Below are 19,058 nucleotides of genomic sequence, written 5' to 3'. Positions count from 1 at the left end.
CGGCGGCCCCGGTCCGGTCATCGGCGAGCGTCGGGGCGGCCGGGGGGATCGGGCGGCAGGACGCGCTCGACCACCTCGGTCACCAGGTCGTGGATCCGCTCCTCCGGGAAGATGTCGGGCAGCGTGAGCCGCTCCACGATCAGCCAGTTCATGGCCAGGTAGAGCAGCACCACCGTGGTGGCGTCGCCCGGCAGGCCGGAGTCCAGGTGGTAGGCGATGTTGGCGTCGACGTCGGCGCGGATCCTGCGGGTGAGCACGGCGCGCAGTTCGGGACGGCGGGTGGCCTCCAGGCGCAGCTCCAGCAGGGCGAGGTAGCCCGACCGGTAGGCGGAGACCCGGTCCACCAGTTCGCGCATCAGCTCCGTGACCCGTGCGCGGTCGCGCGGGCCCTTCAGGCTCTCGGCGATGTGGGCCGGTTCGGGCTGCAGCCGTTCGTAGATGCGGCCGCCGGCCTGGGTGAACAGGGTGTCGCGGTCGGCGAAGTAGTTGGATGCGGTGCCCGCGGGCACCGCGGCCTCGGCGTCGACCGCGCGGAAGGTCAGCCCGCGCGCGCCCTCGCGCGCCAGCACCTCGATCGCGGCGTCGACGAGCGCCGCGCGCCGCTGCGGATTGCGAACCATGCGTCGTCCTCCGGAAAAGACCTTGAAACCACTACAGGCAAAGTACTACACTCAGAGCACTACAAGCGTACCGGTTTGGATCGGCTCTCCCGGCCCGCGGCCCGAGTGAAAGAGGCGCGCATGCGAAAGCTCAGCTACTACGTCGGCACCACCATCGACGGCTTCATCGCCGGACCGGGCGAGGAGATCGACTTCTTCCCGCTGGCCGACGACATGATGGAGTTCATCAGCGCCGGGGTCCCCGAGACCGTCCCCACCCACATCCGCGCGCAGTCGGGCATCGACGCCGCCAACCGGCGCTTCGACACCGTCGTGATGGGGCGCGGCACCTACCAGCCCGCGCTGGACATCGACGTCACCAGCCCGTACGCGCACCTGCGACAGTACGTCGTCTCCACCACCATCCCCGAGATCGCCGACCCCGGGGTGGAACTGGTCCCCGGCGACCCGATCGGCCTGGTGCGCCGGCTCAAGAAGGAGGAAGGCCTCGACGTCTGGCTGGCCGGCGGCGGGAAACTGGCGGGCTCCCTGCTGCCCGAGATCGACGAGCTGATCATCAAGCGCTACCCGGTGGCCGTGGGCGCCGGAATCCCGGCTTTCACCGGAGAGTTCCGGCCGCTGCCCTTCACGCTGGTCGACACCCGCACCTTCAGCAACGGGGCGGCGGTCACGACCTACGCCCGGGCATGACCGCGCCCCACCCCGCCGCCCCGGTCGGCCGTGTGCGCGTTCACCGGGACGGCAGCGGGGGCGCGTCCTCGCCCAGCACGGCGAACAGCCGCTCCCGGTCGGCCTTGCGCAGCCCCGCGACGACCCGCTCGTAGGAGTGTCTGAGCATCTCCACCAGCTCGTCGCCCGGCACCGTGCCGTCCAGGACGACGGTGTTCCAGTGCCGCTTGTCGGTGTGGTAGCCGGCGGTCACGGCCGGGAACTCGGCGCGCAGCTCCAGCGCGAGACCGGGCTCGCACTTGAGCGTGACGCGAGCGGGGCGGTCGCCGCCGGAGTCGCCGAGCAGGGCGAACATCTTGCCGCCGACCTTGTACACGAGCGTCCCCGGCCCGAACGGCTCGGTTTCGACGGCCTCGGGGAACCACAGCGCGGCGTCGATGAACTGCTGCGGGGTCATGGGAGGTCTCCTCATCGATCGGCCGGTGCCCTGCCGCGACCGGTCTCCCGAACCATCGTGGCACCCCGCGACGACATCTCCCCGGGCGTCCCCGGCCGCCCCGCCCGGTGCCGCGAACACGGTCGGCCGCTCACTCAGCGGGGCGAGTGCCCCCCGGACCCGAGCGGCCGGGGTCACCGCGTCGCGCCCCGTCGAAACCCGCCCGCCGGGTTCTTCACGCAGAGATGGTCTGGGCTTGACGGACACGAGTGGCCGACCGGACACATGCTTGGCATGACATGCGGATGCACCACAAGGAGGCGACGACATGTCGATCATGGAGGAGAGGAAACAGCCGTTCGACGTGGCCGAGTTACGCCACGCCATCGAGGACCGGGACGCCGAGGCGATGCTCCGCCTCTTCGCCGACGACGCCGAGATGCGGATCGTCAACCGGAACTCGCCCCCGAGAGCGCCCCAGACGCTGCGCGGCCGCGACCAGATCAGCGAGGCGCTGCGCGACGTCTACGGCCGCGAGATGCGGCACGAGTTGCGCAACGTCGTCGTGCAGGATGACCACGCCGCCTACGAGGAGCTGTGCACCTACCCCGACGGGACCAAGGTGCTCGGCATCATGATGGTGGACCTCGCGAACGGCCGCATCATGCGCCAGACGGGCGTCGAGGCATGGGACGAGGAGGAGGCCGCCATGGGCGGCGCGGAGCAGGCCGACTTCACCTCGCCCGACGAGACGCGCACCTTCGACCGCGGGCGGATAGAAGTGGTGAACGTGGCCGGACGCGCGATCGGGCGGCTCGTGCTCGAACCGGGCTGGCGCTGGTCGGAGTGCGTCAAGCCGCTCGTCGGCACGGAGCTGTGCATGACCGCCCACTTCGCCTATCACGCGTCGGGAACCCTGGCGGTGCGGATGGCCGACGGCACCGAGTTCGAGGTGACCCCGGACCAGGTGGCGCAGATACCGCCGGGGCACGACGCATGGGTGGTCGGCGACGAGCCCGTGGTCGCGGTCGACTGGCAGGGCGCCCTGCACTACTCCCAGCGCTGACCTGCGCTGACCCCGCGTGAGGCCGCGATCCGGCCGGTCCGGGCCGCGGGGACCGGGACCGGTCGGATCGCACCGGCGCATCCGGAAGAACCGCGAGACCGCGAGGGAATCGGCTGCCATGAGCGCACCGAAGTCCCACCCCTGGCCGCCGTGCAATCGGGCGAGGGCCGCGCCCGCATCGGGCCGGGGCCGGGGCCGACGGCCGTGCACCCGGTGGTCGGGCCCGGTCAGTACTCCCTGCTCTCGACCGTCTCGACGATCCGCGTCCGGGGCTCGCCGACGAGAGCCGGCGACGTCTCCTGCAGCCGCCACACGTCCTCGCGGAGGGCGGCGAGGAATGCCTCCGCCTCGCCGACGCTGTCGAACTCGAGCTCGATCACGAGATGGTTCCGGTCGTCGACGGGATGGGCGACGCGGTGGCGGCGCACCCCCCGTTCCTTCCGGTTCAGCGGATCCCGGTCGAAGATCGTCTTCCACTCGTCGAAGTCGCTGACCTTGTGGTCGATCTGCAGAATCGGCATGACCGGCTCCTTTTCCGTCGCCCCTGCGAAGCCCTGCGCACTCGCCGCGACCAGAACTCAGCGTAGGTTTCCGGCCCGGCCGCGGACCGGCCGGACAGGTCAACGACACCCCATGTTTGCGGCTTGCGGCGGCACGGCCGACCACTGCGCCGGGGACCGGATGCTCCGGGGCGGGTGCGGCGGATAGCATGCACGCGGTGCACGGCGACCGGCCGCGACGCGGGCTCGCCGGACGGATCGGTGACCTCCGCGGCCGTCAACTTCGCGCTGATCTTCGTCTTCGCCGGACTGGGGGAGGAGTTCGGTTGGCGCGGCCCGGCACTCCCCCGGCTGCAGCAGAGCAGGGGACCGCTCGCCGCGAGCGTCCTGGTCGGACTCATGTGGTTCGCCTGGTATCTACCCCTGGGCTTCGGCACGCGGGAGTGAGCGGCGGAAAACGCGGTCTTCCTCGTCAGCGTGACGGCGGCGACGTTCTTCCACACGTGGCTGTTCAACCGGACGGGAGGCAGCGTTCCGGCTGCCACGCTCCTGCACACCACGGAGAACGCGCTCGGATGGCCGTACCGGGGCGCCTTCGGTTTCGAACCGCCCGGTTCCCCTTTCTTCGATGGCGTCAAAGCCGGGGTGCGGGTACTCCCTGCGGTGCTCGTCGTCCTCGTCGCAGGAGGGAGGCTCGCGTACCGGGAACAGCGCTAAGAGCTCATGGTCGGGCTCCCGTCCGCAGGGTGAACGTGCAACCGGTGACACACGCCCGCGTGCGGCTCGTGCAGGACGGCGCCGAGCGTCCGGGATTCAGCGACTGATCGGTCACGAGGACTGCTCGACGGCGCTGCGCTATGCGCACCTCGCGCCGGACAACCACGCCGGAATCCGGACGGCATGGGAGCGGCGGCGAAGCGCCGACCGACGGTGGCCACTGACCGGGCCCGACCGTGGCGACGATGCACATCAGTGCGCGCGGGACAAAAAAGAGTGGCCACCCGGTAGCGGTTGTCTACTAGGTGGCCACCCTTGACCAGGGAGAACGCTCCCTGGTCACCTGTCGGGGTGGCGGGATTTGAACCCACGACCTCTTCGTCCCGAACGAAGCGCGCTGCCAAGCTGCGCTACACCCCGAAGCAACGTTGACCAGTCTAGCGGACGCGGGGCGGTGCTCGCACACCGGTTCAGCCGCCGTCATCGCGGCCCGGGAGCGTGCGGTCTGGCGCGGGCCAGGGCCCGGGTGACGCGGGCGGCGCCGTGGCGCACCACGCGTTCCAGGTGCCAGCGGCGCTTGCGCAGTTCGGCGACCGGCAGGGAGATCGCCACCGACGCCACCACCGCGCCCGCTCGGCTCTGCACCGGGGCCGCCATGCAGCCCAGGCCGCGCTGGAACTCCTCCAATTCCAGCGCGATGCCCGACTCGCGCACGTGGGACAGCTGCTCGGTCAGCTCGGCCGCGTCGGTGATGGTGCTGGGCGCCAGGCTCGGGCAGCCGGTCAGGCCGAGGTGGGCCGCGCACTCCTCCGGGGCCATAGCGCTCAGCATCACCTTGCCGAAGGCGGTCGCGTGCGCGGCCTCGTCGAACCCGACGTCGAGCGGCTGCACGCGCGGACGCCGGTCGGAGTCCTCCACGTGCGCGATCACGACGTCGGTCTCGCGGTAGACCGCGTAGTAGGCTGCGGCGTCGGCGTCCACGTGGACCTGCTTGATGGCCGCTGCGACCTCCCTGGGAACGGCGAGCTGACGGGTCAGCGCCTGGCCGAGGAAGCGGGCCTTGGAACCGATGCCGTAGCGCGCCTCCTCGCTCAGGTGGACCACGTAGCCCGCGTCGACCAGGGTGGTGAGCAGGTGGTAGGTCGACGGCAGCGCGAGGTCGAGGCGGCCCGCGATCTCCTTGGCCGACAGGCCCGTGGGCGAGCCGGCGATGAGTTCGAGCACCCGCAGCGCCTTGGTGGCCGACTGCAGCACGGGCGTGCGCGAACCTCCGGACCGCGGCGCGACCGCCCCCTCCTCGGCGGTCGCGCCCGGCCCGGTCTCCTCCGCGGCGATCCGCAGCCGCGCCCTCCTCCCCTGGCGCGGCGCATCGGCCGCCCGCCCACTCATCGCGGTTCCTCTCCCCTTCCGCGGCCGCTCGGTGCCCCCTGCTCCTCCGGCTCCGTCGGCGCTCCCGATCGCCCCGGTGCCCCCTGTTCCCCCGGCACCCCCGGTTCCCCGCCGTAGCGGGTGCCGAGCAGGCCGCGGCACCAGCCGGAGTTGCCCTCGATGCTGATCCGCGTGGTCCTGGCGAACCGCAGCCGCGCCGGCAGCCCCTCCAGCGGCACCGGCCGCCCGTCGTCGTCCAGCAGCAGCGCCGCGTCGGGGCCGTCCGGCAGTCCCAGGTCGGCGCGCCTGCGCCGCAGCCGCTCCAGGTCGGCCTCCGGCACCCGGCCGCGGACCGCGCCGAGCGTCAGCGCCACCAGCGCCTCGTGGGCCGCGCCGCCGCGCAGCAGTTGTCGGGCGACGCGCTCCTGGCACGCGGTGTGCGCCTTGCGCCGGAAGGTGCGACGCAGGTCGGCGAGGTCGCCCTCGGCCAGTCCGGGAAAGGCCCCGGTGAAGTCGCCGCCCGCCGCCACGCCCGCGTTGATCTCCTCGGAGGCGAAGTGGTCCAGCAGCCGCACGCGCACTCCGGCCACGCCGGGCACGGCGCGCAGCGCGTCGTGGGCGTCGGCGACCATGAGATAGGCGAAGTTGGGTGCGCAGAAGTAGGTGGGCAGCCGCAGCTCGGCCAGCACCTCGCCCCGGCCGGAGACCTCCAGCGCCGCGACGAAGCCGAGGTCGGTGATCGGCTCGTCGAGCTCGGGGTCGCGGACCGCGTCCAGGGCCCGCCGCGCCGCGGACTCCAGGGCCGCCGCCGGCGCCGCGGTCGTCATCGCAGCACCGCCTCGTTGCGTTCGGCCCCCACGGCCGGTCCGGCCTCGCGCTGCTGCGGGACGGTGACGCCCATGCCCTCGGGCACCTCGATGCCGTAGAGGCGGGCGGCGTTGAGACCGAGGATCTTGCGTTTGACGTCGGTGCTGAGCGTGCCGTACTCGCCCTGCATGTCCTCCGGTATCTGGAAGTCCACGAACGACTCGACCAGCCACTTGGGCGTCCAGATGGCGTAGTCGCTGGCGAACAGGATGCGGTCGTCGTTGAGCCAGTACAGCAGCTCGCCGATGATCTGGGCGAAGTAGCGGGGCCGGGTGTGGATGAACGGCAGCGCCACGGCCAGACCGCCGTAGACGTTGGGCTCCTGCGTGGCGATCCAGCAGAAGTCCTCCAGGCGCGGCAGCCCCACGTGCTCGACGATGAAGTTCAGTTCGGGGAACGCCGAGGCCACGTCGTCGACGTCGGCGACGTCGAAGGCGTCGCGGTTCAGCGGATAGATCGTCGGGCCCTTGTGCACGTGGACGTTGCGGATGCCGAGCTCCTGGCACTTCTCCAGGTAGCGGTAGGACCACGGGTCGGAGAGCTTCCACCCCTTGGAGTCGCCCTTCCACTCGGCGGTGTAGAGCTTGACGCCCTTGAGCTGCCAGCGTTCGGCGAGCCGCTCCAGCGCCTCCAGGCCGTTCTCGCCGTCGCGCGGGTCCCAGGAGCCGTTGACGATGAACCGGTCCGGGTGCTTCTCGGCCAGCGCGCCGTCCTGCTCGGTGGTGTTGAACCCGTTGACGAAGAAGTCGGTCAGGTAGGTCGGCTGGAAGATCGCCTTGTCGACGTATCCCTCCTCGAACAGGTCCCGGATGATGTCGGCCTCGCTCTGCTTCTGGAAGTGCTCCAGGTCCCACTTCACCTCGTCGGGGCTGAGGTTGCGGTGGTAGTCGTAGAAGCAGTTGATGAAGCCCTCGCCGTAGCGGTTGGCCTGGTTGGCGGGCGTGCCGTCCCAGTAGTGGATGTGCCCGTCGACGATGAAGTAGCGCTCGCCGTTCTTCTCGTACATCTGCGGCCTCCTGTGCGTGCTGGATGCGGACGGTCCGAAAGGGGGTCAGCGCGGGTCGGTGGGGACGAGGACGGCGCGGCCGCCCGGGATCCTGCCCGCGTCGAGGTCGTTGAGGGCGTCGAGGGCCGCGTCCAGCGGGTAGGTGCGGGTGCGCAGCCTGACCCTGCCCTGCGCCGCCAGCGTCATGAGCTCGTCGAGATCGTTGTAGGAGCCGACGAGGTTGCCGATGACGTTGATCTCACGGGAGATCACGTCGATCGTGGGGATGTCGACGCGGCCGCCGTAGCCGATGACGAAGTAGCTCCCGGCGTCCCTGGTCATCGCGACGCCGTCGGCCTCCGTGCCGTTCTCGCCGACGAAGTCCAGCACGACGTGGGCGCCCTTGCCCGAGGTGATGTCGAGGACCGCGTCGACCTGCCCGCCGTCGGCGCGGACGGTGTGCTGTGCGCCCAGCTCGCCGGCCAGCCGCAGCGCCTCCTCGGAGCGGTCCACCACCGTGATCTCGGCGGGCGTGAGGGCGAGCAGCGACTGCAGCCCGATGTGGCCGAGCCCGCCGGCCCCGATCACCACCACGTGCGTCCCCGGGTGCAGCAGCGGCACGGCCTTGCGCACCGCGTGGTAGGCGGTGAGCCCGGCGTCGGCCAGCGCGGCGACGTCGGCCGGGGCGAGGCCGGGGTCGAGCTTGACCACCGCCCGCGCGTTGGTGAGCAGCAGGTCGGCCATTCCCCCGTCGCTGTCGATGCCGGGGAAGGCGGAGTTCTCGCAGTGCACGTCGTCGCCGGCCCGGCAGGCGCGGCACAGCCCGCAGGTGGCCAGCGGGTGCAGGATCACCCGGTCGCCGGGCGCGACGTTGCCGACGGCCTCGCCCACCTCCAGGACGGTGCCGGCGTTCTCGTGGCCGATCGTGTAGGGCAGGGTGACGCCGCTCTTGGCCGCCCACTGTCCCTCGATGATGTGCAGGTCGGTCCGGCAGACACCGGCGGCGTTCACCTCGACGAGCACGTCGAGCGGCCCCGAGGGCTCGGGGTCGGGCACCTCGTCGATCGACGGTGGGCTGTCGTAGGTGTGGACGCGGACCGCGCGCATGTGAGCCTCCCGGGCCTGTGCCGTTGTGATCGGTCTCACCAAATGTGATCACAGGCACAGTCGCCCGCCAAGGACCGTTATCGCATGCTGATAACGCGTCCGACGTGCGCGGATCGGCGGGACGGCATCCGGGGTGCGGGAATCGGCGGCCGCGGTGGGGCCGCCGGGTCAGCCGCGGGCGACCAGGTCCAGCAGGGTGGCCTCGGGGCGGCAGCAGAAGCGGACCGGGGCGTAGGGGGAGGTGCCCAGCCCGCCCGAGACGTGCAGCCAGGAGGCGCCGTAGCGGCTCAGGCCCCAGGCGCGGCGGCGGTCGATGCCGCAGTTGGTGACGATGGTGCCGTAGAACGGCAGGCACAACTGGCCGCCGTGGGTGTGGCCGGCCAGCAGCAGCTGGTAGCCGTCGGCACTGAACCGGTCGAGGTTGCGCGGCTCGGGCGAGTGCAGCACGCCCAGGCGCAGGTCGGCGGCCGGATCGGCGGGGCCGGCGATCGCGTCGTAGCGGTCCAGCCCGATGTGGGAGTCGTGGACGCCGCCCGCCGCGACGTCCAGGGCCGCGGCCTTCAGGTGCCCCGTGCGGTTGTTGAGGTCCAGCCACCCCGAAGCGCTCATGGCCGCGCCCAGCTCCCGCCACGGCAGGTCGGGGACGGTGCGCTTCCGGTAGTCGCCCTTACTGCTGCGCCACAGGTAGCGGGCGGGGTTCTTCAACTGCGGCGAGTACAGGTCGTTGGAGCCGTAGACGAAGGCGCCGGGGCGTTCCAGCAGGGGGCCGAGCGCGTCGATGAACGGCCCGACCGCCTCGGGGTGCGCCAGCGAGTCACCGGTGTTGACGACGAGGTCGGGCTCGTGCGCGTCGAGGCCCCGGATCCAGTCGATGAGCATCCGCCGGCCGGGCGTGAGGTGGGCGTCGGACAGGTGCAGCACGCGCAGCCGCGGACTGCCCGGGGGCAGCAGCGGGATCTCGTGGTGCCGCAGCCGGAACCAGTTGCGCTCGATCACCGAGGCGTAGCCGACGCCCGCCGCGCCGACGGCGCCCGTGACCACTGCCGCGCGCCCCGCCACGCGCAGGGCCCTTCTGATTCCGCTCACCGCCACCGCACCTCCCTACGACGTCGATGGTGCCAGATCCGGCGACCGCGCCGGACCGGTTCCAGACCTCAGCGGGCCCGGCACGGCGGAAAACCCTTCTCGGGACGCGGCGCGGAAACCATATGATCCTTTCCATGGCCGAGATGAAGACACGCCTGAAGTCCGACCTCACCGCCGCCATGAAGGCGCGCGACGAGGTGCGGACCCGGACCCTGCGCATGGTGCTGACCGCGGTCTCCAACGAGGAGGTCGCCGGCGAGGCCGCCCGCGAGCTCAGCGATGACGAGATCACCAAGGTCATCACCCGCGAGGCGAAGAAGCGCAAGGAGGCCGCCGAGGCGTTCGACAAGGGCGGCCGCGCCGACAAGGCCGACGCCGAGCGCGCCGAGAGCGAGGTGCTCACCGACTACCTGCCGGCGCAGCTCTCCGACGCCGAGCTCACCGACCTGGTCGCCGCCGCCGTCGCCGAGGCCGGTGTGAGCGACGTCAAGGGCATGGGCAAGGTCATGAAGGCCGTGAACCCCAAGATCGGCGGCCGCGCCGAGGGCGGCCGGGTCGCCGCCGAGGTGAAGCGGCAGTTGGGCGCCTGAGCCGGGGCGCTCACCGCGGCGGGAAAACGGGAGAGGGGCGGGTGACCCGTCGGTCGCCCGCCCCTCCTCGTGCTCACCGCGCGATCAGTCCTCCTCGTCGTCCCTGGCGAACGGGGACCACGCCGGGACGGCGCTCGGCCGGTCGGCGGGCTGCCAGGCGCCGCCGTCGGGACTGCTGTCCGGGCTGTGCGACGCGGGGCCGGAGCCCTCGCCGTCGCTCAGGAACACGTTCACGGTCGCGCCCTCGGGCAGGGAGCTGCCGGGGTCGGGGTTGACCGCGGCGACGCTGCCCTCCGGTTCGGACGAGCGCATCGGGTCGCCGGAGACGTTGACCACGTACCCCGCGGCCTCCAGCGCGTCCACCGCCGCGTCCCTGCTCTGCCCCACGACATCGGGGACGCCGGCCTCGCTGTTGCCGGTGGGCTGGGCGGGCTCCCTCTCCCGCCGCGGCTCCGAGGTGGAGCCGAACTGCGACGGCGCGGCCGGGAAGTCTTCCTCCGGGAGGTCCTCCACGGCCCCGCGCATCGTCTTCTGCCAGATCGGGCCGGGGATGGTGGCGCCGAAGACGGCGCCGTAGTAGCGCCCGTCGAGTGTGACGTTGCGCAGCGGGTAGCCGCTGCCCCGCGGGTCGCCGACGAACACGGCGCCGGCGAGGTTCGGGGTGTAGCCGGCGAACCAGGCGAACACGTTGCCGTCGGTCGTCCCGGTCTTGGCCGCCGCCGGCCGGCCGATCCCCAGCCCGCTGGTGGTGCCGCCCTTGAACGTCTGCTGCAGCAGGTGGCTCACGCCGTCGGCGACGTCCTCGTCGATCGTGCGCTCGCACTGGTTGTCCATCTCGATCGTCTCGCCGGACTGGCGGTCCTCGATCCTGGTGATGGCCTGCGGCTCGCAGTAGATCCCGCCCGAGGCGAACGTGGCGTAGGCGTTGGAGATCGTCATCGGGGAGACCTCCTCGCTGCCCAGCGTGAAGGAGTTGTTGGCCTGGGTCCTGGGGTTGTCGAACGACTCCCCGTCGGCCCGGTGCACGCCGAGCCTCTCGGCCATCTCGATGGTGTCGCACAGCCCCACGCGCTTCTGCAACTGCGCGAAGTAGGTGTTCACCGACCCCTTGGTGCCGGAGACCATGTTGTGGTCGCCGCCGCTGCTCTCGTTGGAGTTGGCCACGTCCCAGGAGGCCAGCGGCGCGCCGTCGCAGTTGCGCTGCCCGGTCACGGTGGTGCTGCCGGGCGAGTTGAACGAGGTGCCGAAGCCCAGGCCCTCGTCCAGCGCCGCGGCCAGGGTGAACGGCTTGAACGTCGACCCGGCCTGGAAGCCGGTGCTGCCGCCGCGGTCCTTGTCGGTGGTGAAGTTGATCGACGTCTCGCCGAGGTTGCTCTCGTCGGGGCCGTAGTTGCGGCTCTGCGCCATGGCCCGGACCTCGCCGCTGCCCGGCTCGATCAGCACCTCGGCGGCGACCTTGCGGGACTCGTTCTCGCGCGGGACGTACTCGTCGACCGCGTCCTGTGCGGCCTCCTGCATGCCGGCGTCGAGGGTGGTGTGGATCTGCAGGCCGGCCGTGCGCAGCCAGCGGGCACGCTCGGTCTCGGTCTCGCCGAACCGGTCGTTCTTCTCGATCTCCTGGACGACGTAGTCGCAGAAGAACGGCTGCTCGCTGGGCATGCAGCCGTTGGTGTGCGGGGTGATGTCCAGCGCCAGCTCGGTGCCCTGGATCTCCTCGGCCTCCTCGGCCGTGGTCCTGCCGGTATCGACCATGCGGCTCAGCACGACGTCGCGGCGGGCCTGGGCCGCCTCGGGGTTGAGGCGCGGGTTGTAGAGGTAGGGGTAGCGGACCAGGCCGGCCAGCGTCGCGGACTGCTCCAGGCTGAGCTCTGTGGCACTGACGCTGAAGAAGTGCTGGGCCGCCGACTCCACCCCGTAGGCGCCGTCACCGAAGTAGGCGATGTTGAGGTAGCCCTCGAGGATCTCGTCCTTGCTCATCTCCTGTTCGAGGGCGACGGCGTAGCGCAGCTCGCGCACCTTGCGGCCGATCGTGGTCTCGCGGGCCTCCTCCAGCTCGGCCGGTGACGTGGCGCTCTCGACGAGGACGTTCTTCACGTACTGCTGGGTCAGCGACGACCCGCCCTCGGTGTCGCCGCTGATCGTGCGCAGCGCGGCCCGGAAGGTGCCGGCGATGTCGATGCCGCCGTGCTCGTAGAAGCTGCTGTCCTCCATGGCGATGATGGCGTCCCGCATGACCGGCGCCATGTCCTCCAGCGCGACCACCTCACGGTTCTGGTCGTAGATCTCGGCGATCACGCCGCCGTCGACGTCGTAGATGACGGATCGCTGCGGTGGCGGCGGAGTCTCCAGCTCGCTCGGCATGTTGAGGAAGCCGGTCGCGACGTTGCGTGCCGTGATGCCCATGCCGCCTAACGCAGGCAGCGCGAGCGCAGCGACCAGCACACCTGCGACGACGCCGACTCCGACCAACTGACCGATTTTTTGCAGCAATGTCCCCTGACCCACCCATACAGACTACGTGCGCACCGGGGCCGACCGAGCGCTGAGGAGAAGCGGGAAGCCCGTGTGTCGGCTATTTCGGTCCCACCATAACCGTCGGCCTCACGACTATCTTTCCATGATCACGGAGATGCCCGAGGATCGTCCCCCACTAGGGTTTCGTCACACTCTGTGCGGAAGAGATGACTAGTTTCGAACATCGCAATGGCCCAGCCGGGCTATATCAGAAATGGGCCTAATGGGGCCTGTTGATCACGCGCCGTGAACCGTAATTTCTTCACCAGCGGCGATGAGGAGGGCCGCGCGTCGAAGCGGCGAACCCCTAAGAGCGGCCGGACTCCCCGTCCCGGCCTCGCCTCCTTCCCCGACGTGACCCCCCTGCGCCGCACAGCCGACGACCGCGCCCGTCGGCCGTACGCACGAAAACACACATGATGATCTTGGGAGTGGGGCACATGTGGATCACGGACTGGACGGCTCGGGCCGTATGTCGAGAAACCGATCCTGACGCACTGTTCGTCCAGGGAGCGGCGCAGAACCGCGCCAAACTCATCTGCCGCGGATGCCCGGTCCGCACGGAGTGTCTGTCCGACGCATTGGACAACCGCATCGAGTTCGGTGTCTGGGGAGGCATGACCGAACGCGAGCGGCGCGCGCTGCTTCGCCGGCGTCCGGAGGTCACGTCGTGGCGCGACCTGCTGGAGAGCGCCCGCGAGCGCTACGAGCAGCGGGACAGCGACGAAGCCGACCAGTTGATCGTCGGCTGAGTCGGTCCCGCCGGGCACCTCAACCGGATCGGATCAACCGGCGTCGGCCAGCGCACGGCCGATCTCGCGCAACCCGTCGAGATCGTGCACGTCCTCCGGCTGCGCCGGTACCTCCGCCACAGGGATGGCCGGGTGCGCCGAGGTGAAGTGTCCCTTCAACCGCAGCTCTCTGGCCTGCATCTGCACGCGCTCGGCGTGCAGCCGCAGGGCGGACGCGGCGAGCGGGTGGTCGCCGGATTCCTCCAGCGACTCAGCCGCCGCCGTGCTGCGGGCCGCGGACAGGTGCGGCACCTCGGTCCGGTGGGTCCGGTTGAGTACCAGCCCGGCGAGCGGCATGCGCTCCTCGTCGAGCCGTTCCACGAAGTAGGAGGCCTCGCGGACGGCGTCGCTCTCGGGCACGGCCACCACGATGAACGCGGTGCCCGAGGCCTGCAGCAGCCGGTAGGTCCGGTTCGCGCGTTCCTGGAACCCGCCGAACACGGCGTCGAACGCGGTCACGAACGTCTGCACGTCCTTGAGGAGCTGCGCGCCGATGACCTTGGTGATGACGCCGGTGACCATCCCGAAGCCCGCGCCGAGGAGCCGGAACGCCCGTCCCCCGGTCGTGTTCGGGGTACTCAGGAACCTGATCAGCCTGCCGTCGAGGAACCGGCCGAGCCGCTTGGGCGCGTCGAGGAAGTCCAGCGCCGACCGGCTGGGCGGGGTGTCGACGATGATCAGGTCCCATTCGCCGGAGCGGCGCAACTGGCCGAGCTTCTCCATGGCCATGTACTCCTGCGTCCCGGAGAAGCTGGAGGACAGCGACTGGTAGAAGGGGTTGGCCAGGATCTGCGCGGCCCGGTCGGGGTCGGCGTGCGCCTCGACGATCTCGTCGAAGGTGCGCTTCATGTCGAGCATCATCGCGTGCAGCGTCCCGTCGCCGGACGCCCCGGTCGGAACCGGCCGCGGGGTGTTGTCGAGATGGGTCAGCCCCAGTGCCTGCGCCAGCCGCCGCGCTGGGTCGACCGTGATCACCACGGCGTCGCGGCCGTGCTCCACCGCCCGCAGTGCCAGCGCCGCCGCCGTCGTGGTCTTGCCGACCCCGCCGGAGCCGCAGCAGACGACGATGCGGGTGCCGGGGTCGGTCAGCAGCGCGTCGACGTCGAGGCGGTTCGGCCGCCGGCCGGTGCCGTAGGGCGGGTTCGTCGCGGTCATCAGGCCGCCCCCTGCTCTCGGAGTTCGTCGGCCAGCCGGTACAGGCCGGCCAGATCCATGCCGTCGGTGATGAGGGGCAGCTCGTAGCGCGGGCGGCCGGCGCCGGCGAGCCGGTCGCGCACGTCGGCCTCCGCCCGGACTCGGCGGGCGTGGTCGACGATCTCGCCGGACAGCGCCTGCGCCGTCTGCTCGGCCTGCTCCAGCCCCGCCGACTTCAGCCCGCGCGCCAGCGCGTCGATGTCGACTTCGCCCTCGCCCGCGGTGGCGAGGTGATCGGGGGGCAGCAGCGGAGAGCGGACCATGTTGACCAGGATGCCCCCGATGTTGAGGCCGACGCCGCGGACCTCCGCCATGCCGTCGAGGCACTCCTGCGCCGGCATCTCCTCCAGCATCGCGACGAAGTGCACCACGGTCTCCGGCGAGCGGATGACCTCCATGACGCGGTCGGCGTGGTTGCGGATCGGTCCGACCTTGGCCAGGCCCGCGACCTCGGCGTTGACGTTGAGGAACTGCGCGATCCGCCCGGTGGGCGGCGCGTCGAGCACCACGGCGTCGTAGACGAACGGCGCCCTGGCCTGCTCCGGGCGCCTGGCGGCGCGGTCGGCGCGGTCGCGCCGCACCCTGCGGCGCACGGCCTCGGTGGCCTTGCCGGTGAGCAGGACGTCGCGCGCCCCGGGCGCGATGGTGGTGGCGAAGTCGACCACGCCGAACCGGGTGAGGGCCTGGCCGGCCCGGCGCATGCCGTAGAACATCTCCAGGTAGTCCAGCAGGGCCGCTTCGGGGTCCACGGCCAGTGCGTGGACGTCGCCGCCCCGGGGGGCGACCGCGACCCGGCGCTCCTCATAGGGCAGCGGCGGGCAGTCGAAGAGCTGCGCGATGCCCTGGCGCCCCTCGACCTCGACCAGCAGCACCTTCTTGCCGCCCGACGCCAGGGCCAGGGCCAGCGACGCGGCCAGGGTCGTCTTGCCCGTGCCCCCCTTGCCCGTGACGACGTGGAGGCGGACACCGTCCCAATCGCGATCACCTGCGCTCACCCAAGCGAGTTTATGTGCGTATGGCCGGTCTCGCCGGTCAGCGGTGGCCCGCGGTGAGTAAGGTGGCGCTCATGACGAAGTGGGAATACTCGACCGTGCCGCTGTTGTCGCACGCGACCAAGCAGATTCTGGACAACTGGGGGGAGGACGGCTGGGAGCTCGTCTCGGTCATCCCCGGACCCTCCGTCGACGGGGACCCGCGCAACCAGCAGATGGTGGCCTACATGAAGCGGGAAAAGCAGTGACGCAGAGCCCCGAGGAGCGCATCGCCGATCTGGGCCTGACCCTGCCCGAGGTGGTCAAGCCGGTCGCGGCCTACGTGCCGAGCCTGCGCAGCGGCGGCCACGTCTACACCTCCGGCCAGGTCCCGATGGTCGACGGCAGGCTGGACGACACCGGCAAGGTCGGTGCCGCCGTCTCCCCCGAGCGGGCCGAGGAGCTCGCCGCCGTCTGCGCGCTGAACGCGATCGCGGCGGTCAAGGCCGAGGTCGGCGAGCTGTCCAGGGTCAGACGCGTCGTCAAGGTCGTCGGGTTCGTCGCCAGCGACCCGGCCTTCACCGGGCAGCCGCAGGTCGTCAACGGGGCCAGTGAGCTGCTCGGCCGGGTCTTCGGCGAAGCGGGCGCGCACGCCCGCAGCGCCGTGGGGGTCGCGGTGCTGCCGCTGGACGCCCCCGTCGAGGTGGAGATGATCGTCGAAGTCGACTGAAACCGCACCGGTCTTGCGGGACGCCCCCGGGCGCCTCGCCGCGAAGAGCGAGGGCCCGCGCCCGCGGGACCGGTGGCGACAACCCCCGGGAGGACGACGACCATGGCAACGAATCTTCCGATGTCTCAGGAAACGGCCTCCTGGGTCCGCGACGTGCTCGCCGGACGCGCCGAGCCAGTGGAGCCCCGCCCCGCCGCGACGGTGATGCTGGTGCGCGAGGGCGCAGACCCCGGCGGCCTCGAGGTGTACCTGCTGCGCCGGGTCTCCTCCATGCCGTTCGCGCCCGGCGCCCACGTGTTCCCCGGCGGCTCGGTGGACCGGCGCGACATCGACCACGAGGTGCGCTGGGCCGGGCCGGCGCCCGCGGAGTGGGCACGCCGGCTCGGCGCCGCCGAGCCGCTGGCCCGCGCGCTGGTCTGCGCCGCGGTGCGGGAGACCTTCGAGGAGTCGGGGGTGCTGCTGGCCGGCGCCTCCGCCGACGAGGTCGTCTCCGACACCCGCGGCGCCGACTGGGAGGCCGACCGCACCGCGCTCATCGACCACTCGCTGTCCTTCGCCGAGTTCCTCGACCGGCGCGACCTGGTGCTGCGCTCGGACCTGCTGCGGCCGTGGTCGCAGTGGATCACCCCGCTGGCGGAGGTCCGGCGCTACGACACCCGGTTCTTCGCCGCCGTCCTGCCCGAAGGGCAGCAGACCCGTGACGTGGGCGGCGAGGCCGACCACGTGGCCTGGATGCGTCCGGCCGAGGCGATCGAGGGCTGGCGCAGCGGGGCGATGGCCATGCTGCCGCCGACGGTCTCCTCACTGAAGGACCTCGCCGCCTACGCCACGCTGCCCGGCGTCATGGCGGCCCGGCGCACGATCGTCCCCATCCAGCCGGAACTGCGCGAGGTCGACGGCGAGGTCAGGCTGGTCGTCCCCGAGGGCGTCGACTACCCGCTCTGACCGTTCTTCTCCGTTCAGTGACGCCGCGAAATGAGGTGCGATGAGGATCGACGGTTCCGGAACCCTGCGTGCGAGCTGTGTACTGTGCCCCAACCCCGGCCCCATGACGCTCGACGGAACCAACACCTGGATGCTCAGGGAGCCCGGGGCGCGGGGCGTGATCGTGGTCGACCCCGGCCCGCACGACGAGCGGCACCTGGAACGGGTGGCCCGCACCGTCCAGGAGCAGGGCGCCCAGGTGGCGGTCACCCTGCTCACCCACCGGCACTTCGACCACTGCGAAGGGTCGCGCTACTTCTCCGAGCTCACCGGCGCTCCGGTGCGCGCGGTCGCCCCGGAGCAGCGGATCGGGGGCGAGGGCCTCGCCGACGGCGACGTCATCGAGGTCGACGGCCTGGAGGTGCGGGTCGTCGCCACGCCGGGGCACACCTCCGACTCGGTCTCCTTCCACCTGCCGGCCGACGGCGTCGTCCTGACCGGCGACACGGTGCTGGGCACCGGCACCACGGTGATCGCCGAGGACGGCGACCTCGGCGACTACATGGACTCGCTGCACCGGCTCCGCGGCCTCGTGCGCGGCACCGAGGTCCGGGCGCTGCTGCCCGGCCACGGCCCCATCTGCACCGAGCCGCTGGTGAAGCTGACCGGCTACATCGACCACCGGGAGGAGCGGCTGGCCCAGATCACCGACGCCGTGGCGGCCGGGGCCCGGACCCTGCCCGAGATCGTGACCCGGGTCTACGTCGGGATCGACGAGGCGGTGCTGCCCGCGGCCCGGGCGTCGGTGCGGGCGCAACTGCGCCACCTCGTCAAACGGGGGGACGTCCCCGCCGACGTCGGCGGAGAGTGATCGGGGGGTCCGGCCACCGGGGGCTTTGGACCTCGGCCACAGGGGTTCGCGGAGAACGGGCGGCCCGTCGTGTGGCCGAAGGCCCGTCTCTTCGGGGTGCCCGGCTCCGCGCGAAGCACAACGGATCCCTATAGCGCAGGCCGAAACCGTGGTTTCGGTGCGCGGTGAAGGCGACAGGTCCGCTTCGCGCGCGGGTGCGCAGTTCACTCAATGGGCCTTCGGCCACACGAGAGAACCGCACCCGCGCGAGCCTCCTCCTGGGCGGGGGTTACAGACCCCCTGAGGTCAAGGCCTTCTTCAACACCGGCGAGCCCGGTCAGCGGGCGCGGCGGCGCATCCGCTCGACGTCCAGCAGAACCACGGCCTTGGCCTCGATCCGCAGCCAGCCGCGCAGCGCGAACTCGGCCAGCGCCTTGTTGACGGTCTCACGGGAGGCGCCCACGAGCTGGGCGAGCTCCTCCTGGGTGAGGTCGTGGTGGACGTGCAGGCCGTCGTCGCCCTCCTTGCCGAACCGGTCGGCGAGGTCGAGCAGGGCCTTGGCGACGCGGCCGGGAACGTCGGTGAAGACGAGGTCCGACATCACGTCGTTGGTCCGGCGCAGCCGCTCGGCCAGCGCCTTGAGCAGGTGTACGGCGACTTCCGGCTGCTGCGAGACGAAGGGGCGGAGGTCGTCGTGGCCCAGTCCCGCGAGCACGGCGTCGGTGACCGCCACGGCGCTGGCCGTGCGCGGGCGGGGGTCGAACAGGGACAGCTCACCGAACATCTCGCTCGGGCCGAGCACGCTCAGCAGGTTCTCGCGGCCGTCGACGGCCGTGCGGGTGAGCTTGACCTTCCCGCTCAGAATCACATAGAGGCGATCGCCTTCGTCGCCTTCCGAGAAGAGCGTCTGCCCCCGTCCGAGCCGCACCTCGCTGATCGAGGCGCGCAGCGCCGCGGCGCCGTCCTCGTCGAGTGCCTCGAACAGAGGGGCCTTGCTCAGCACCTCGTTGGTCTCGTCCACCACGTCCTCCTTGCAGCCTGACCGTCAACAGTGTGACGCATATCGCACCTCG

General features: G+C 71.5%; 22 protein-coding genes and 1 tRNA gene. 10 read left to right on the top strand and 13 right to left on the bottom strand.

What is annotated here, in order from left to right:
• Positions 1–17 precede the first annotated feature (17 nt).
• Complete coding sequence (locus tag HDA32_RS30020) at positions 18–620, bottom strand: TetR/AcrR family transcriptional regulator (RefSeq protein WP_179646344.1); 603 nt, start codon at positions 618–620, stop codon at positions 18–20.
• A gap of 120 nt (positions 621–740) precedes the next feature.
• Here HDA32_RS30020 and HDA32_RS30015 point away from each other — a divergent pair, with 120 nt between their 5' ends.
• Positions 741–1,310: a dihydrofolate reductase family protein gene (locus tag HDA32_RS30015; protein ID WP_179646343.1), complete on the top strand. Its 570-nt coding sequence runs from the start codon at positions 741–743 to the stop codon at positions 1,308–1,310.
• Between the two features lie 40 nt (positions 1,311–1,350).
• On the opposite strand, the gene HDA32_RS30010 is transcribed toward HDA32_RS30015, so the two are convergent.
• Entirely contained in the window at positions 1,351–1,746 is a 396-nt protein-coding gene (locus HDA32_RS30010; protein WP_179646342.1) for an MmcQ/YjbR family DNA-binding protein, read from the bottom strand.
• A gap of 307 nt (positions 1,747–2,053) precedes the next feature.
• Here HDA32_RS30010 and HDA32_RS30005 point away from each other — a divergent pair, with 307 nt between their 5' ends.
• Positions 2,054–2,791, top strand: coding sequence for a nuclear transport factor 2 family protein (locus HDA32_RS30005; RefSeq protein ID WP_179646341.1), 738 nt, complete (start codon positions 2,054–2,056; stop codon positions 2,789–2,791).
• Positions 2,792–3,018: 227 nt separating this feature from the next.
• On the opposite strand, the gene HDA32_RS30000 is transcribed toward HDA32_RS30005, so the two are convergent.
• Positions 3,019–3,312, bottom strand: a complete 294-nt coding sequence (locus HDA32_RS30000) for a hypothetical protein (protein ID WP_179646340.1) — start codon at positions 3,310–3,312, stop codon at positions 3,019–3,021.
• Between the two features lie 240 nt (positions 3,313–3,552).
• On the opposite strand from HDA32_RS30000, the gene HDA32_RS31980 reads away from it, so the two are divergent.
• Both HDA32_RS31980 and HDA32_RS29990 read left to right on the top strand, forming a co-directional pair.
• Positions 3,553–3,738: a CPBP family intramembrane glutamic endopeptidase gene (locus tag HDA32_RS31980; RefSeq protein ID WP_179646339.1), complete on the top strand. Its 186-nt coding sequence runs from the start codon at positions 3,553–3,555 to the stop codon at positions 3,736–3,738.
• A 30-nt stretch (positions 3,739–3,768) separates the two neighbouring features.
• Positions 3,769–4,008, top strand: coding sequence for a hypothetical protein (locus HDA32_RS29990; RefSeq protein WP_179646338.1), 240 nt, complete (start codon positions 3,769–3,771; stop codon positions 4,006–4,008).
• Between the two features lie 346 nt (positions 4,009–4,354).
• On the opposite strand, the gene HDA32_RS29985 is transcribed toward HDA32_RS29990, so the two are convergent.
• The 6 genes from HDA32_RS29985 to HDA32_RS29960 all read right to left on the bottom strand — a co-directional run bounded on the left by HDA32_RS29985 (position 4,355) and on the right by HDA32_RS29960 (position 9,421).
• A tRNA-Pro gene (locus HDA32_RS29985) sits at positions 4,355–4,428 on the bottom strand.
• Positions 4,429–4,488: 60 nt separating this feature from the next.
• Positions 4,489–5,397 (bottom strand): IclR family transcriptional regulator, encoded by a 909-nt coding sequence (locus tag HDA32_RS29980; RefSeq protein ID WP_179646337.1) that lies wholly within the window; start codon positions 5,395–5,397, stop codon positions 4,489–4,491.
• Positions 5,394–6,203, bottom strand: a complete 810-nt coding sequence (locus HDA32_RS29975; protein ID WP_179646336.1) for an iron-sulfur cluster assembly protein — start codon at positions 6,201–6,203, stop codon at positions 5,394–5,396. The genes HDA32_RS29980 and HDA32_RS29975 overlap by 4 nt, the downstream gene beginning before the upstream one ends.
• Complete coding sequence (locus HDA32_RS29970; RefSeq protein WP_179646335.1) at positions 6,200–7,249, bottom strand: amidohydrolase family protein; 1,050 nt, start codon at positions 7,247–7,249, stop codon at positions 6,200–6,202. The genes HDA32_RS29975 and HDA32_RS29970 overlap by 4 nt, the downstream gene beginning before the upstream one ends.
• A 45-nt stretch (positions 7,250–7,294) precedes the next feature.
• Positions 7,295–8,335: an NAD(P)-dependent alcohol dehydrogenase gene (locus HDA32_RS29965; protein ID WP_179646334.1), complete on the bottom strand. Its 1,041-nt coding sequence runs from the start codon at positions 8,333–8,335 to the stop codon at positions 7,295–7,297.
• Between the two features lie 168 nt (positions 8,336–8,503).
• Entirely contained in the window at positions 8,504–9,421 is a 918-nt protein-coding gene (locus tag HDA32_RS29960) for a metallophosphoesterase (protein WP_179646333.1), read from the bottom strand.
• Between the two features lie 134 nt (positions 9,422–9,555).
• Here HDA32_RS29960 and HDA32_RS29955 point away from each other — a divergent pair, with 134 nt between their 5' ends.
• Positions 9,556–10,011: a GatB/YqeY domain-containing protein gene (locus HDA32_RS29955; protein WP_179646332.1), complete on the top strand. Its 456-nt coding sequence runs from the start codon at positions 9,556–9,558 to the stop codon at positions 10,009–10,011.
• 84 nt (positions 10,012–10,095) lie between these two features.
• On the opposite strand, the gene HDA32_RS29950 is transcribed toward HDA32_RS29955, so the two are convergent.
• Positions 10,096–12,501, bottom strand: a complete 2,406-nt coding sequence (locus HDA32_RS29950; protein WP_179647047.1) for a penicillin-binding protein — start codon at positions 12,499–12,501, stop codon at positions 10,096–10,098.
• A gap of 464 nt (positions 12,502–12,965) precedes the next feature.
• Between HDA32_RS29950 and HDA32_RS29945 the strand changes: the two genes are divergently transcribed.
• Positions 12,966–13,277 (top strand): WhiB family transcriptional regulator, encoded by a 312-nt coding sequence (locus HDA32_RS29945; RefSeq protein WP_179647046.1) that lies wholly within the window; start codon positions 12,966–12,968, stop codon positions 13,275–13,277.
• 33 nt (positions 13,278–13,310) lie between these two features.
• Here HDA32_RS29945 and bagB read toward each other — a convergent pair whose 3' ends face one another.
• Together bagB and bagA are read right to left on the bottom strand one after the other, a co-directional pair.
• Entirely contained in the window at positions 13,311–14,471 is a 1,161-nt protein-coding gene (gene bagB, locus HDA32_RS29940) for an ATPase BagB (protein ID WP_179646331.1), read from the bottom strand.
• A complete protein-coding gene (gene bagA, locus HDA32_RS29935; protein ID WP_179646330.1) occupies positions 14,471–15,505 on the bottom strand; it encodes an ATPase BagA in 1,035 nt (344 codons plus the stop codon). The genes bagB and bagA overlap by 1 nt, the downstream gene beginning before the upstream one ends.
• A 71-nt stretch (positions 15,506–15,576) precedes the next feature.
• Between bagA and sp36 the strand changes: the two genes are divergently transcribed.
• The 4 genes from sp36 to HDA32_RS29915 all read left to right on the top strand — a co-directional run bounded on the left by sp36 (position 15,577) and on the right by HDA32_RS29915 (position 18,006).
• Entirely contained in the window at positions 15,577–15,750 is a 174-nt protein-coding gene (sp36, locus tag HDA32_RS29930) for a Sp36 family protein (RefSeq protein WP_179646329.1), read from the top strand.
• Positions 15,747–16,211 (top strand): RidA family protein, encoded by a 465-nt coding sequence (locus tag HDA32_RS29925; protein WP_179646328.1) that lies wholly within the window; start codon positions 15,747–15,749, stop codon positions 16,209–16,211. Before sp36 ends, HDA32_RS29925 begins: the two co-directional genes overlap by 4 nt.
• Positions 16,212–16,331: 120 nt before the next feature.
• Positions 16,332–17,156, top strand: coding sequence for an NUDIX hydrolase (locus HDA32_RS29920; RefSeq protein ID WP_179646327.1), 825 nt, complete (start codon positions 16,332–16,334; stop codon positions 17,154–17,156).
• Positions 17,157–17,196: 40 nt separating this feature from the next.
• Entirely contained in the window at positions 17,197–18,006 is an 810-nt protein-coding gene (locus HDA32_RS29915; RefSeq protein ID WP_179646326.1) for an MBL fold metallo-hydrolase, read from the top strand.
• Positions 18,007–18,322: 316 nt separating this feature from the next.
• Here HDA32_RS29915 and HDA32_RS29910 read toward each other — a convergent pair whose 3' ends face one another.
• A complete protein-coding gene (locus HDA32_RS29910; protein ID WP_179646325.1) occupies positions 18,323–19,009 on the bottom strand; it encodes a Crp/Fnr family transcriptional regulator in 687 nt (228 codons plus the stop codon).
• Positions 19,010–19,058 lie beyond the last annotated feature (49 nt).

The sequence above is a fragment of the Spinactinospora alkalitolerans genome, assembly GCF_013408795.1.
Classification (GTDB): Bacteria; Actinomycetota; Actinomycetes; order Streptosporangiales; family Streptosporangiaceae; genus Spinactinospora; species Spinactinospora alkalitolerans.
This window is presented reverse-complemented; position numbering and strand designations above follow the sequence as displayed.